Source organism: Corallococcus sp. CA049B, from assembly GCF_003611685.1.
GTDB lineage: Bacteria > Myxococcota > Myxococcia > Myxococcales > Myxococcaceae > Corallococcus > Corallococcus coralloides.
The window spans coordinates 1-12,858 of sequence record NZ_RAWC01000252.1 but is presented as its reverse complement, the minus strand read 5'-3'; the positions used below and the strand labels follow the sequence as shown (position 1 = coordinate 12,858).

Annotated in this window: 14 protein-coding genes; 6 read left to right on the top strand and 8 right to left on the bottom strand. The window is 71.6% G+C overall.

Annotation, left to right across the window (positions count from 1 at the left end):
* The first annotated feature begins 66 nt into the window (after positions 1–66).
* Positions 67–402 (top strand): ferredoxin, encoded by a 336-nt coding sequence (locus D7W82_RS34345; RefSeq protein WP_014397929.1) that lies wholly within the window; start codon positions 67–69, stop codon positions 400–402.
* Positions 403–454: 52 nt separating this feature from the next.
* On the opposite strand, the gene D7W82_RS34340 is transcribed toward D7W82_RS34345, so the two are convergent.
* Positions 455–1,171: a Bax inhibitor-1/YccA family protein gene (locus D7W82_RS34340; protein WP_120622344.1), complete on the bottom strand. Its 717-nt coding sequence runs from the start codon at positions 1,169–1,171 to the stop codon at positions 455–457.
* Positions 1,172–1,245: 74 nt separating this feature from the next.
* Positions 1,246–2,700, bottom strand: a complete 1,455-nt coding sequence (locus D7W82_RS34335) for a hypothetical protein (RefSeq protein ID WP_370451113.1) — start codon at positions 2,698–2,700, stop codon at positions 1,246–1,248.
* 174 nt (positions 2,701–2,874) lie between these two features.
* On the opposite strand from D7W82_RS34335, the gene D7W82_RS34330 reads away from it, so the two are divergent.
* From D7W82_RS34330 to D7W82_RS34310, 5 genes are all read left to right on the top strand, one after another.
* Positions 2,875–3,315 (top strand): hypothetical protein, encoded by a 441-nt coding sequence (locus D7W82_RS34330; RefSeq protein ID WP_233588108.1) that lies wholly within the window; start codon positions 2,875–2,877, stop codon positions 3,313–3,315.
* A gap of 287 nt (positions 3,316–3,602) precedes the next feature.
* A complete protein-coding gene (locus D7W82_RS34325; RefSeq protein WP_120622341.1) occupies positions 3,603–4,091 on the top strand; it encodes a hypothetical protein in 489 nt (162 codons plus the stop codon).
* Positions 4,092–4,253: 162 nt separating this feature from the next.
* Entirely contained in the window at positions 4,254–4,865 is a 612-nt protein-coding gene (locus tag D7W82_RS34320) for a hypothetical protein (RefSeq protein WP_120622340.1), read from the top strand.
* A 10-nt stretch (positions 4,866–4,875) separates the two neighbouring features.
* Complete coding sequence (locus tag D7W82_RS34315; RefSeq protein ID WP_120622339.1) at positions 4,876–6,618, top strand: hypothetical protein; 1,743 nt, start codon at positions 4,876–4,878, stop codon at positions 6,616–6,618.
* 72 nt (positions 6,619–6,690) lie between these two features.
* Positions 6,691–7,239 carry an isochorismatase family protein gene (locus D7W82_RS34310; protein ID WP_120622338.1) on the top strand — a complete coding sequence of 183 codons (549 nt, stop codon included), beginning with the start codon at positions 6,691–6,693 and terminating at the stop codon, positions 7,237–7,239.
* A gap of 25 nt (positions 7,240–7,264) precedes the next feature.
* Here D7W82_RS34310 and D7W82_RS34305 read toward each other — a convergent pair whose 3' ends face one another.
* From D7W82_RS34305 to D7W82_RS34280, 6 genes are all read right to left on the bottom strand, one after another.
* The gene (locus D7W82_RS34305; protein WP_120622337.1) at positions 7,265–8,137 is read right to left on the bottom strand and encodes a metal ABC transporter permease; all 873 of its coding nucleotides are present in this window, start codon (positions 8,135–8,137) and stop codon (positions 7,265–7,267) included.
* Positions 8,118–8,912 (bottom strand): metal ABC transporter ATP-binding protein, encoded by a 795-nt coding sequence (locus D7W82_RS34300; protein WP_120622346.1) that lies wholly within the window; start codon positions 8,910–8,912, stop codon positions 8,118–8,120. Before D7W82_RS34300 ends, D7W82_RS34305 begins: the two co-directional genes overlap by 20 nt.
* 13 nt (positions 8,913–8,925) lie before the next feature.
* Positions 8,926–9,798, bottom strand: a complete 873-nt coding sequence (locus D7W82_RS34295) for a hypothetical protein (protein ID WP_233588107.1) — start codon at positions 9,796–9,798, stop codon at positions 8,926–8,928.
* Between the two features lie 4 nt (positions 9,799–9,802).
* A complete protein-coding gene (locus D7W82_RS34290; protein ID WP_120622345.1) occupies positions 9,803–10,726 on the bottom strand; it encodes a metal ABC transporter solute-binding protein, Zn/Mn family in 924 nt (307 codons plus the stop codon).
* Positions 10,727–10,748: 22 nt separating this feature from the next.
* Positions 10,749–12,086 (bottom strand): zinc-regulated TonB-dependent outer membrane receptor, encoded by a 1,338-nt coding sequence (locus D7W82_RS34285; RefSeq protein WP_120622336.1) that lies wholly within the window; start codon positions 12,084–12,086, stop codon positions 10,749–10,751.
* Between the two features lie 102 nt (positions 12,087–12,188).
* Positions 12,189–12,608 (bottom strand): hypothetical protein, encoded by a 420-nt coding sequence (locus D7W82_RS34280; protein ID WP_120622335.1) that lies wholly within the window; start codon positions 12,606–12,608, stop codon positions 12,189–12,191.
* Positions 12,609–12,858 lie beyond the last annotated feature (250 nt).

Here is a 12,858-nt window from a genome sequence, read left to right as displayed (position 1 = left end):
GGCCTGGACGGTCGCCTGCTGAACGGGGCATCGATTTCGACGCACGGCCGCGTTAGGAGGCGAACCATGCCGCCTCCCTTCGAACGCCACGTCTTCGTCTGCACGAACCGCCGCCCGGACGGCCACCCCAAGGGGTGCTGCGCCACCAAGGGAGGGGAGGAGGTGCGGGCCGCCTTCAAGGAGGAGCTCGACAAGCGCGGGCTCAAGCGCAGCATGCGCGCCAACGCGGCGGGCTGCGTGGACACGTGCTCCTTCGGCGTCTCCGTGGTCGTCTACCCGGAGGGCACCTGGTACGGCGGCGTGAAGGTGGAGGACGTGCCCACCATCGTGGAGGAGCACCTGGTGCAGGGGCGCCCGGTGGAGCGGCTCCTGATGCCCTTCAACAAGAAGGCGGAGCGCTGAAGGCGGTTTCCCGCCTCGCGCCCCGCCCCGGGAACCGCGTTGAAGCCTGGAACTAGTCGCGGCGGTTGCCCAGCAGGCGCAGCAGCGACAGGAACAGGTTGATGAAGTCCAGGTAGAGGGTGAGCGCGCCCACGATGGCCACCGAGGTCGCGCTCTTGAAGCCCGCGCCTGCGTGGTAGTCGCGCAGCTTCTGCACGTCATAGGCGGTGAGGCCCGCGAACACGAGCACGCCCGCGCAGGCCATCACGAACGACACGGCGCTGCTCTTGATGAAGATGTTCACGACGCCCGCGATGAGGATGCCGATGAGCCCCATGAAGAGGAACGTGCCCCAGCTGCTCAGGTCCTTCTTCGTGACGGTGCCGTAGACGGCCATCGCGCCGTAGGTCGCGGCGGTGATGAAGAACACCTGGCCAATGGAGCTGGCCGTGTAGATGAGGAAGATGACCGACATCGTCACGCCGGTGAGCGCCGCGTAGCCCGCGAACATGACCGCAGCCACCGGGCCGGACAGCCGGGGTGCCAGGATGGACAGGCCGAACACCACGCCCAGCTGCACCAGGAACAGGGCCATCCGGTTCTGCACCGCCACGCGGAGCAGCGCCTCATTGGCCAGCGTCACCATGGCCATCACGCCGGTGAGCGCCAGCCCCGCGAACATCCAGCCGTGCACGCGCGACATGAACGCGCGCTGGGACTCCTGCACCAGGACGTCGTCCACCGCGCCTGCCCGCCCGCCCTGCCAGCCACCTGAAGATTCCCACGCCATGTGTTTCGTTTCCTTTCGGGCCGGGGACCGCTTCAGTCCCGGCCTCTCTTTAACGAGGACCCTTGAAGGACGCCTTAAAGGGCCTTCCAGGCCAGCAAAAGCTTTGACGCGACTTCCGTCGTGATGAGGGGCAGCACGCCACCGCCGCCCACGATGTTGACAATCTCCGACATGGACCCACGGCACACCCCGCCCCACGCGGGCTGTTTCGCGAGCCCAACAGACGCATACGCCGAGTAATCCACGAAGAAAGAGGTCGGCAGCACCTGGTTCGTGCCGCAGACCAGGTGCTCCTCCGGCTGCGTGTCCACCACCTCCTGCACCACGAAGCCGCCCTGCGGCTCCGTGGCGGCGCGCTCGCACAGCTGCTCCCACGTCTTGGATTCGCCGTAGGCGCCCTTCACGCGCTCCTCATAGGGCACGGTGCCCACGGAGCGGCCGAGGAAGACGGCCTTGCCGCCGTAGTCCCACGAACGCTTGAGCACGAACCTCGCGGGCTCCCGGGCCACGCGGGCCACGATGTCGTCCACCTTCGCGCCGTCCGGATCCACGCCGGGCCCGTGGCGGAAGGGGCGCGTCCACGGCACCGACTCGCGCACCGCCTCCAGCTCCTCCGGCGTGAGGCCCGCGGCTTCGGCGAGCGCCGCGTCCGTCACCGCCTGGGACAGGAGCGCGAACGTCGTCTTCACCTCCACCTGCGAGGCGGGCGGGTTCAAGAACACGGCCTTCTTGCCCGGGACGACGGAGAGGAAGTCCTCCACCCAGGGGGCGGGGGTCTGCTCCAGCCGGCGCACGAAGAGGTGGCGGTAGACCAGGTCGTACTTCTTGCCGTTCACCGTGAAGGCGTCGTCGCCGGACACGTCCTCCGGATGCACCACGTCCGCGTCCGCGCCGAACTCGCGGAAGCGCTCGCACAGCCAGCGCAGCTCCGTGATCTGCGCGTCGTTCTTGCGGCAGAGCAGCGCCACCGTGTCCGGCAGCTGGCCGTCGCGCTCGGCCGCGTAGCCGTCCAGCAGGGCACGGTAAAGCGCCAGCGCGTTGTTCCCGTTGAGCGTGAGCAGCGACGCGAGCGCCTTCTCCGGATAGCGCACGTGCCGCGCCACCACTTCGATGAAGGTGCGCGCCGCGATGTCCGAATAGCCCTGCATGGCCGGGATGGTGGCGTTCACCTCCAGCGCCCAGGGCCGGCCCCCGGACACGAAGTAGTCCACGCGCGTGGTGGCGAGCTTGCGGCTCGCCTCCCAGGTGGCCTGCGCCAGGCGGCGCTCCAGCGGCGACAGCGCGCCCAGGAGCAGCTCCGCGTCCGGGCCACCGAGGACGGCGCGCGTCATCTTCATCGTGGCGGAGGCCAGCTTCGCGGACAGGAGCGCGCGGCGCTTGATCTCCTCGGCGTCCAGGATGACCGGCGTGGCGGTGATGGGGATGGGCTGGGTGCCGCCATCCGGCTTCGTCACCGCGAGGCCGCGCTGGTAGGCGGTCTTCGCCAGCTCCGGTCCGAAATAGTGTGCCTGCCTGCGCAGGACATCCATGAGCTCGTGCACGCGCGGAACCTACGACCCCAGGGGCTCGTGGGTCCACAACCCGCGCCCCCTGTCGCCGTGCCCTCTGTCCGCCACCTCGCCCTCCGGCCCCGGGCGTCCCGGCTTGCACCGCGCGGGGAGGTCGCTTAAAACAACTCAGTTGCTTTTCGAGACCGAGTGGACGTGAGCCGCCTCCGACGCCACCCCAGCACGAGCCGCTCCCTGCCGCGCCTGTTGGCGCTGCCGTGGGTGCTCGTGTGCGTGCTGGTGTACGTGGGCAGCGTGCTCCACTTCGCGCTCGTGCAGCACACCACGTGCCTGGAGCACGGGGACGTGATGCACGTGGGTGATGCGTCGTCCCACGACGGCCCGTTGGAGGAGGCGCTCTCCTTCGACGACGCGCGCGTGGCCCGGGCGCCGGAGTCGAAGGCCACGCCCCACGGTGGTGAGGCCCACTGCCACCACGCCTTCTTCCGCCGCGAGGCACCGCCTCCGGCCGAGTCCGTGCCCGTCCTGGCCGCGGTCTCCACGCGCTCCAGCCCGGCGCTGGCGGTGTTCCGCTTCCACGCGGCACCCGTCGCGCTGTTGAGGCTCGCGCCCAAGTCGTCGCCGCCGCGCGCCTAGTCTCCGCCGTCGAAGCCCGCCGTCCTGGCCCCCTGTGTCTTCAGGGGCCGGGGTGCGCCGTGGCCACCGGAGTCCAGGTCCAAGGTGTGCGCGTTCCCGTTCGCTGAACGGATCCGCCGCACGCGCATGGAGCCTCCGGCCACGTGCCCCGGCGCGCGCTTCGTGCCGCGGTCCCACCTTCCAGTCCCGTCCGGTCCTTCGCGGCCGCTCCTCCTGGGGAGCGGTGCGCGTGCGGCCCGCGCGGCTGGAGTTCCCGCAGTCCATCCCGTGTCCCTGGAGTCCCCATCATGAAGAAGAAGCTTCTGTCCGCCCTGCTGCTGTCCACCGCCCTCCTCGCCGCCGGTTGTGGGGGTGACGAAGAGGAAGCCCACGTCGACGAGGAGGGCTGCGAGCACCTGCAGGAGGGCCCCGCCGCCGCCGTCACCGCTGCCGTCAGCGGCACCGGCCCGGCCGTGAGCAACGACCACAAGCGCTACGACATCGCGCTGGTGGACGTCGCTGGCGGCAAGGGCGGCGCGGTGTCCTTCGCCGTCTCCGAGGCCACCGACTACGTCCTCTACATGAGCGCCCCGGTGCCGGTGACGGTCACCAACGGCAGCGGCGCGGCGGTGGAGTTCGAGGAGAGCGCCACCAGCTCCTCGCTCTGCACCGAAATCAAGGGCCGCCACGTCGTGCCGCTCACCGTGGGCACGCACACGCTCACCTTCGGTCCCTCGACCCTGTCCTCGGTGTCGCTCGTCATCGAGGAGTCGGGCGAGCACGACCACGACCACTGACCCCCTCTTTCACCGGAGTTCCCCATGGGTACCTTCCAGCAGTTCCTCGACAGTCAGAAGCGCTCCCCCGCGGTGTTGCTGCGCCGCTCCCAGCAGCTCACCGCCGCGCGCGTGGGTCCCTCCGTGAAGAAGGCCGCTTCGTAGCGGACCGAGAGGCGCCCCATGTCCAAGAGCTCTTCTGGCAGTGCCGCATCCCTGCTTCCCTGCGACGTGCGCCGCGACGGCGACCGTCTTTTCGACGTGGCCATGTGGTGCCTGGGCCAGGACGTGCGTTGCCCGGACGGCAACGTGCTGCTCCGGCACGGGCTGGTGCGCGAAGCACGCCCACCGGGAGTGGAGGGACAGAGCGCGTACCAGGGGCGGCTCTTGGACGGGGGGCGCCTCACGCTGTGGGGCTTCGGCGCGCTGTGCGAGTCGTGCGGCGCCTCCATCTTCGTGCCGCGCGATGGCTTCATACCCCGGTGGGTGGAGGAGGCGCGCGGCCCGGCCTTCCGGGTGGAGGACGTGGGCGTCCGTCGCGACGCGGCCACCGGGCCGGAGCGCAGGGCGGCGCGGGCGGGGCTCGCGCGGCTGGCGGACTGGCTCGCGGAGTACGAGGCGTGGGTGGCCCGCGACGTGGGCCTGGCCTGGCGGCGCGAGTGCCTGGCGGCGCGGCGCAAGGCGTCTCCCATCCCCGCCGAAGAGTTGTCGACCGCCTGGAGGCGGCTGGCCGTGCGCGTGCGCGCGACCGACGCCGCCGTGCAACACCATGCCGCTCCGATGACCGGAGCGTGAGGAGGACACCATGCTGGCACGCCTGTTCAGAGCCGATGCCCCGTCGGTCCACTCCCACGTCGCGTGGGAGGACCTGCCGGATGAAGCCCTTCCCACGCCGCCGCTCCTGGACGGACTGGGAGACACACACCTCCAGGTGACGACGCAGGTCCCCCTGGCGCAGGCGTACTTCAATCAGGGCCTGCGCCTCTTGCACCTGGGCTGGGGGCTGGAGGCCCGGCGCGCCTTCGCGGAGGCCGCGCGGCAGGACCCGACCCTCGCCATGGCGTGGTGGGGGCTCGCGCTCGCCCGGGGCGTGGGGCAGCGCTTCACCGCGGACCGCGCGGAGGCCATCCGCAAGGCGCTGACGCTGGCGGAGGGCACCACCGACATGGAGCAGCGGCTGGTCGTCGCGGCCAGCCTCCTCGCGGACAAGGGGCCCGCCAATGGCAGACATGCCTTCGTGCGGGAGATGGAGTGCCTCATCGACCGCTTCCCCCAGGAGCCCGAGCCGCGCCTGCTGCTCGCGGGCTTCCTCCTGGACGGGTACGAGTCCGACGGGCGCCCCGGCCAGGGACAGCCGTACGCGCAGCTGCTCCTGCGCGACCTGCTGCGCACGCACCCGCATCACGCGGGCGTGCACGTGGCCTGGGTGCAGGCGTGGCTGCCCAGCGCCCGGCCGGAGACGGCGTTGGAGAGCGCGGAGCTGCTCCCGTCGCTCGTGCCCGCGGGGAGCCCCGCGCTGCTCGCCGCCGGACGCCTGCTGCTGCGCGTGGGCAAGGCGGTGGAGGCGAACCGCATCCTGGAGTCGGCGGTGGCGGCGGATGACGCGTACCTCGCGCGCGAGTCGCTGCCCCTGGACGTGGCGCCGAGCGCGGACACCGCCCTGCGCCTGCTCAGCGAAGGCTGCGTGGAGGTGGGGCAGTACCGGGGCGCGCAGGTCTGGGCGCGCAAGCTGCGGCAGCGGGTGGAGGCATCAGGAGGCCAGCCGCAGGCGGTGCTCTTCGCCGCCACCACGCTCGTCGCCGCGCACCTGCGCTTCGGCTTCAGCCGCGCGGCGGCGGAGGTCCCCATGGAGTTGGGAGACGCCGCCACCGTCGCGGAGGCGGGGCTGCGCGACGCCGTGCGCCTGTACGCGAAGGGCGTCTGTGCCCTGGAGACAGGACGGCTGGGCGACGTGGAGCGTGCGTGCGGCTCGCTGGATGCGCTGGTGCTCACCCTGGCGGAGGCGCCTCGCTCCGAGGGCCGCGCCCTGTGCGCTCGCGACGTGGCGCGCACGGTGGAGGTCGCCGCGCAGGAGCTGCGGGGCACGCTGGATGCGCGCCGGGGAGACTCCGGCCGGGCGGAGGCCGCGCTCACGCGGGCGCTGCGCCTGGAGCGCCGCCTGCGCCCCGTGGGCCCCGCGCTCTTCTGCCGGCCGCCCCGAGAGACGCTGGCCCGCATCCGCATGCGCTCCGGCCGCGAGGAGAAGGCTTTGGAGCTGGCGCTGGAGCGGGCAGGGGAGCGGCCCGGCTGCGGCCACTGCATGCTCCTGGTCGCGGAGGCCCACGTCGCCTGCGAGTGCATGTCCGAGGCGGCGCACGACTTCGCCGTAGTGTTGGACCTGTGGCGCGACGCGGATCCGCACCTGCCGGGCCTGCAACGCGCACGGGGCTTCGCGGCCCGGGGCCACCGGGGCCGCACGGCGCTCCGCCGGGTGCCGGACGTGGCCTCGGTGGACACCGCGCCCGTCCCCCGGGGTGGAGAAGCGCCCTGGACCGTTCACGGGGCCTGAGCACGCACGCCGCCGCGCTTGACGCAGGCGCGGCCTTCGCGTCACTAGGGGCATCCTCCAAGGAGCTGCCCCATGCCGTCGTTCCGCCTGAAGCCCGAGCAGGCCGCGCTGCTCGTCGTCGACATCCAGGAGCGCCTGTGCGCCGCGATGGACCGCGACGCCCTGGACCGCATGCTCGCGCGCACGGGCGCCGCCGTGGAGGGCGCGCGCGCCCTGGGCCTGCCCGTCATCGTCACGGAGCAGTACCCGCAGGGGCTGGGCCGCACGCACTCGCTGCTCAAGCTGCGCCTGGGGGAGTTCAAGCCGCTGGAGAAGCTGGACTTCTCCGCCGCCACGCCGGACGTGCTCTCCTTGCTGGGGGACCGCAAGCAGGTGCTGATCACCGGCATGGAGACGCACATCTGCGTCTTCCAGACGGCGCGCGACCTGGCGGACAGCGGCCGGGAGCCGTGCCTGCTCGCGGACGCGGTGCTGTCGCGCTCGGAGGAGGACCGCCGCGTGGGGCTGGAGCTGTGCCGCGACGCGGGCGCGCGCATCCTCACCGTGGAGTCGGCCCTGTTCGACATGCTGGGCCGCGCGGGCACGCCCGAGTTCAAGAAGGTGTCCGCCGCCGTCCGCTGAACAAGGGACGACGGCGGCCTGCCCTTCACGCCCGGCGCGTGAAGGGTACGCGAATCAGGCGCACGAGCATCATCAGCAGCACCAGCACCCCGGACAGGACGGTCTGCGAACCGCCCACCGGGAAGTCGTAGAAGTACGCGAACAGGTACCCGCCCGCGCCCGCGATGCCGCCCAGCACGGTCGCCGTGAAGAACGTCCACGGCAGCCGCAGATCCAACACCAGCGCGGCGATGGCCGACAGCGTGGAGAACGCGAAGACGGGCAGGGCGCCCAGGGCCCGCGCGCACACGCCCACCATGATGCCGATGGACACCATCAGCACCGTGTCCAGCAGCTTCACCGGCAGCCCCTGCACGGTGGCGCCAATGCGGTCGAAGCTGACGAAGGCGATGCCCCGGAACCACCACAGGTGCAGCACCATCAGCACCGCGCCCGCCACCGTCACCGCCTGGAGTTGATCCGGCGTCACCAGCACCGCGGTGCCGAAGAGGATGCCCTGGATGTCGTGCGCCTCCTGCGCGATGCGGTCGCCCACCAGGATGGCCGCGCCGCCCGCGAAGGCGAACGCGCACCCCAGCAGGCTCTCCCGCGACAGCCGCAGCCGCGCGGGTTCAATCATCAGGAGCAGCGTGGCCGCGACGGACAGCACCACCGCGCCCACCAGCGGATCCACGTGCACGCCCAGGTGGATCTCCGCGAAGAAGGCCAGGGCCACGCCCAGGCCCGCGGTGTTCGTCACCGCCGCGCTGACGAACACCATGCGCCGCAGCACCACGTAGACGCTGAGGAAGCCCAGCACGCACCCGGCGATGAGCGCGCAGAGGATGGGGTCTCGGAACAGCTCCCAGCCCGCCTGGAACTGTTCCCACTTCGAGGGCTCAAGCAGGGTTGTTTCCACGGTGGGGTCCCTGGGGCGCGCTGTGACAGTAGTCGTCGCCGTACTGGCGGCGGAAGGCGGGGTGGCAGAACACGGTACGCGCGTCGCCCATGACGAAGCAGCGGTGCTCGCGGTCCACGAAGAGGATGACGTCGGCGTGCTCGGCGGCGACGGACAGGTCGTGGCTCACCACCACCACGCCCAGGCCGCGGTCATGCGCGAGCGCGCACAGCCGCAGCATCGTCTGCTTCTCCGCCACCGCGTCCATCGCGGCGGTGGGCTCATCCAGCAGGACGACATCCGCCTCGGTGGCGATGACCCGCGCCAGCAGCGCGCGCTGCTTCTCGCCGCCGGACAGGTCGCGGAAGGGCCGCTTCGCGATGCCGCGCGCGCCCGCCGTGTCGAGCGCCGCCTCCACCTTCTGCCGGTCTGTCTTGTTGGGGAAGGGCCGCAGGAAGTTCCACCCGGACAGCCGTCCCCAGCTGGTGAGCTCCCGCGTGTGCACGGGCAGCAGCGAGTCGATGGCGGACATCTGCGGCACGTACGCGCTGCGGATGTGCGGCGCGCCCAGCGCGATGCGGCCGGACACCGGAGGAATCAGCCCCAGCAGCGTCTTGAACCAGGTGCTCTTGCCGGAGCCGTTGCGGCCCACCACCGCCACGAACTGGTGGCGGCGCACCACCAGGTCCATGGGCGGCAGGATGTCCTTGCCCCCGTAGCCGATGACGAGCTGCTCGCACTTCAGCAGCGGCTCGCCCGGCTCCGGCGGCGGCGCGGCGCGGTGGCCCCGGTCCAGCTCCGTCTCGTGATCACCGTGAGCCACGGCTCACCTCCGCGGTGGGGCTCAGCCCTGCAACCTTTTCCAGAAGCGCGGTGCGCACCGCCGCGTTCGCGGGCGCGTCCAGGTCCACCACGCCGTCAGTGCCCAGCGTCGCGGCGGACCAGTCCACCGCGTCGAAGAGGGCCGGCGTCAGCTCCAGCTTCAGGCCCAACGCCACGCGCGGGTCATTCTCACGGTCGGACGGCACGTCCAGGTCTCCGGTGAGCACCGCCACAGGCGTGGCCTCCGCGCCCGTCGCCGCCGCGGTGAAGCGGAAGGGCAGGGCGCCCGCGAAGCGCGCCGGGACGCGGCCATCGCGCACGCTGCCCGTCATCCGCAGGCCCGTGACGGCCCAGCGCCCGCGGGACAGCGTCGTCTTGCCCAGCGCGCACGCGGGCTCGCAGGTGAGGTCGCGGGTCGCGGGCGCCAGCAGGTCCAGCTCCGCGTCCACCGGCAGGTTGGCCACGGTGACGGTGGTGCTGCCACCGCCGCCCAGCTCCGCCTGGATGTCCTCGTAGTCCACGAGCGCCCCGGAGTCGCTGTGGCAGTGCCCGTTGTGGCACAGCGAGTAGCCCGGCGGCGGCGAGGACGGGTCGAACGTCGTGCTGCCTCCGCCCCCGGAGCTGGCCAGCAGGTCGATGCTGCCCAGGCTCACCGCGCCGGTGTCCATGCGCAGCTGGAAGTCGGAGGCGAGCGCCTGGTAGCCGTCGCCCGCGTCGCGGCCGGACACCGGCGTGTACGCGGCCTGGACGGAGGGCTCCAGCACCGCGAAGCCCTCGCCCTCATCGAACGCGCACCCGGACACGAGCGCGACGGGGAGCAACCAGGCGTTGGAGCAGATGCGGGAAAACATGCGCTTCATGGCGTCATTCCCCCTTCCCGGCGAGGCCCTTTTCCAGCCGGCCCACCATCAGCTCCAGGCGCTGCACGTACGTCTGGCCGGAACGGAAGTCGGTGCCGCCGGGCAGGGTGACGAGCGCGCCGGGAATCTTCGACGCCACGAGCTTCGCGATGTTGTCCGGGTAGTAGTCCTCCTTGAGGACCAGCTTCACCTTGTTGGCCTTGCCCTGCGCCAGCACCTGCGCGACGTGGGACGGGTTCGGCGGGATGCCCGGCTTGGGCTCCAGGAAGGCGATGGTCTTGAAGCCCAGCCAGTCCTGCAGGTACGCCGTCGTGCGGTGGTACGCGATGACGGGCACGCCCTTGAAGCCCGCGAGCCGCTTCTCCCAGCCCACCTGCGCCGCCTGCAGCTCCTGCGTGAACTTCGCGAGGTTGGCCTTGTAGGCCGCGGCGTTCTTCTCATCCAGCTGCGACATGCGCGCTTCGATGGCGGCCGCCACCTTGAGGGCCTGCCGCGGATCATAGAGGTAGTGCGGGTTGCCGCCGGGGTGCACGTCGCCCTGGCTGCGGTCCACCTGTCCGGCGGGGACCTCCTGGAGGCTCACGAACCGCGACGCGTCCAGGTAGCCCACGTTGCCCGTCTGGATGCGGCTGTTGCGCGCGCCCAGCTGGAGCGTGGGCAGCCAGCCGATCTCCAGGTCCAGGCCCGCGGCGATGAGCAGGTCCGCGCGGTTGAGCGCGAGCGCCAGGTTCGGCTTGGCGTCCACGAAGTGCGGATCCTGCGTGGGCAGCGCGAGCCCGGTGACGTCCACCTTGTCCCCGCCCACGGTCCTGGCCAGCGCGGCCAGGTCCGGGAGGGTGGCGACGACCTTCAAATCCGCGCGAGCGGGAACGGCGGTGAGGCTGACGACGGCGGCGCACAGGGCCGCGAACAGGCGAAGGGGACGCATGGGAGGGCTCCGGAAGAAGGTGTCAGAACGCATGGGCACCGTGGGCGCCGGTCACGACTTCAAGGGCAAGGAAGGCCGAGTAGTCCGGCGACTCGCGCCAGCCCACGCGGTCCGTGGCGGCCTGCAGGCGCAGGCGGGAGAACTCCGTGGGCCAGAACGTCACCGACGCGGTGATGCGCTGGCGGTCGGAGAGCCATTCGGGGTCGAGCGGATCATTCGCCACCCGGCCCTCCAGCGTCTTCGCGGCCGAGCCGAACTCGTAGCGCACGCCCGTGGCCCAGCGGTTGGAGAAGCGCCACACCGTCTGCGCGTAGCCGCCCCAGTCGGACAGCACGTCCTCCGGCACCTGCCTGCGGCGATAGAGGACCTCCGCCTGGAGCACCAGCTGCTGCGAGCTCTGCGACGTGATGGGCCGGAACTTCAGGTACACGTCCGTGCCGTAGATGCTGGTGGAGTTGCGGTAGCCCGTGGGGTTGGGGCCCGTGGCGGCGGACAGGCCCCAGAGCAGCGACAGGTCGTCCGACAGCGGGAAGAACTGCTTCACCGCGCCGGTGAGCTGGAAGTCCAGCGGTGACAGCACGCGCTCGGCGGAGGCGCCGAAGAAGCTGCGCGCGGTTGCCTCGCCTGTCGCGTCGGTGGCGCTGCCGATGACCTCCACGTACCAGGGCAGCGGCGTGAGCCAGGAGCCCTCCACGCCCAGGCCGCGGTTGCCCTCCGCGCCGAAGTAGCGGCTCATGATGAAGGGCTGATCCACGAAGTCCCACGCGTGCGGGTGCGTGGCGTTGATCCGGCCGAAGCGCGTGAGGAACTGGCCCGCGCGCACCTGGAGGTTGGCGGGCAGGTCCAACGTGGTGACGTACGCCTCTTCAATCTCCACGCCGAACTGGCTGAAGACGAGGTTGCTGTCGAAGCGGAAGTACGGGTCCACCACGGAGCCGATGGACAGCTCCAGCTGCTGGAGGTTGAAGCCGTTCTTCGTCGGGTCGTGCGCGCCGCCCTGCAACGGCTCCTTGCTGGAGAAGGCCGCCAGGGCCATGTCCAGGATGAAGCTCAGGTTGAGGAAGTTGGTGCCGCCGGAGATGGCGTTGGGCAGCTTGAGCGGCGTCACGCCGGAGTCGTTCGTCGCGGTGGGCGACGCCGGGGACGTGTCGCCGGATGGACGCGCGCGCGTGGCCGTGTCCGTGCCCAGCGCCTTCTCAATCTCCTCCATCTCCTCCGGGCTCAGCGCGGGAGCGTCCTCGGAAGCGGGCGGGGATTCGGCTGCGGGGGGGGACTGCTGGGCCCACGCGGCGCTCGCGGACAGCTGCGCTGCGAGCACGACGGCGAGGGCGCGGGGATTCCTGCGCGGAAGGGATGACACGGATGTTGGCTCCTCGGAACCGGCCGGCCGTGGAGCATGCGCATGCGCGCCCCGCGACGACCGTCGACCTGATGACCTGCTTCACGACACGACACGCGATGGCTACGCGTGCGTCGGAGGCGAGGCCTTGGGCGCGGTGTCGAGGACGGCGAGCGGCGCGAAGGAGCGGGGCGGCGCGGTGGCCGGGTGATTGCTCTCCACGCACGCCGAAGCGGAGGCGGCGTCCGCGCCCGGGAGCGCCCCCACCTGCGGGGCGGCCGTGAGCAGCGGGCACGTCTCGTGGTTGAGGCCCGTCGAATCCGCCACGGCGGGCGGGACGGAGGCGACGACAGGGGCGCGCTCGGAGAAGCGGGTCAGCGCGGGGTTCGCGCGCCGCGCGTCCTCTTCGAACGTCTGGTGCTGCGGACAGAACCGGTGCGCGTGCTGCTCCACGTGCAGCGCCAGACCCAGCGGCTGGGCACCCCAGAGCGCGACGAGCAGCATCGCGGTGAGGCGGGCAAGGGTGTGGGCGCGCGAGAGCATCTGAGGGTCCCGGCTGGCTTACTGTCGGCCCCCGGGAGTGTCAAGGCAGGCAGGATGCATGCGTCTCCCGGTGCTCCCAGGCACGGACGCATGGAGCGGTGCGGCGATTCAACCTGACGCGCCGCCGAAACACGATGACAAGGGAACGTTGTTTTCATTCCGGACGTCGCTCCTGGCCTCATCGGTTAGGTTGGGCGCGCCACCGCCACACCCCACCGCGCCAGGAGTTCCGCCGCCCGTGCCTCCCTCC

Excerpts from the sequence above, each read along its gene's own strand:
- D7W82_RS34315 (WP_120622339.1), top strand. The coding sequence starts at position 4,876 with ATGCTGGCACGCCTGTTCAGAGCCGATGCCCCGTCGGTCCACTCCCAC.
- D7W82_RS34320 (WP_120622340.1), top strand. The coding sequence starts at position 4,254 with ATGTCCAAGAGCTCTTCTGGCAGTGCCGCATCCCTGCTTCCCTGCGAC.
- D7W82_RS34345 (WP_014397929.1), top strand. The coding sequence starts at position 67 with ATGCCGCCTCCCTTCGAACGCCACGTCTTCGTCTGCACGAACCGCCGC.
- D7W82_RS34295 (WP_233588107.1), bottom strand. The coding sequence starts at position 9,798 with ATGAAGCGCATGTTTTCCCGCATCTGCTCCAACGCCTGGTTGCTCCCC.
- D7W82_RS34340 (WP_120622344.1), bottom strand. The coding sequence starts at position 1,171 with ATGGCGTGGGAATCTTCAGGTGGCTGGCAGGGCGGGCGGGCAGGCGCG.
- D7W82_RS34290 (WP_120622345.1), bottom strand. The coding sequence starts at position 10,726 with ATGCGTCCCCTTCGCCTGTTCGCGGCCCTGTGCGCCGCCGTCGTCAGC.
- D7W82_RS34310 (WP_120622338.1), top strand. The coding sequence starts at position 6,691 with ATGCCGTCGTTCCGCCTGAAGCCCGAGCAGGCCGCGCTGCTCGTCGTC.
- D7W82_RS34325 (WP_120622341.1), top strand. The coding sequence starts at position 3,603 with ATGAAGAAGAAGCTTCTGTCCGCCCTGCTGCTGTCCACCGCCCTCCTC.
- D7W82_RS34335 (WP_370451113.1), bottom strand. The coding sequence starts at position 2,700 with ATGGATGTCCTGCGCAGGCAGGCACACTATTTCGGACCGGAGCTGGCG.
- D7W82_RS34280 (WP_120622335.1), bottom strand. The coding sequence starts at position 12,608 with ATGCTCTCGCGCGCCCACACCCTTGCCCGCCTCACCGCGATGCTGCTC.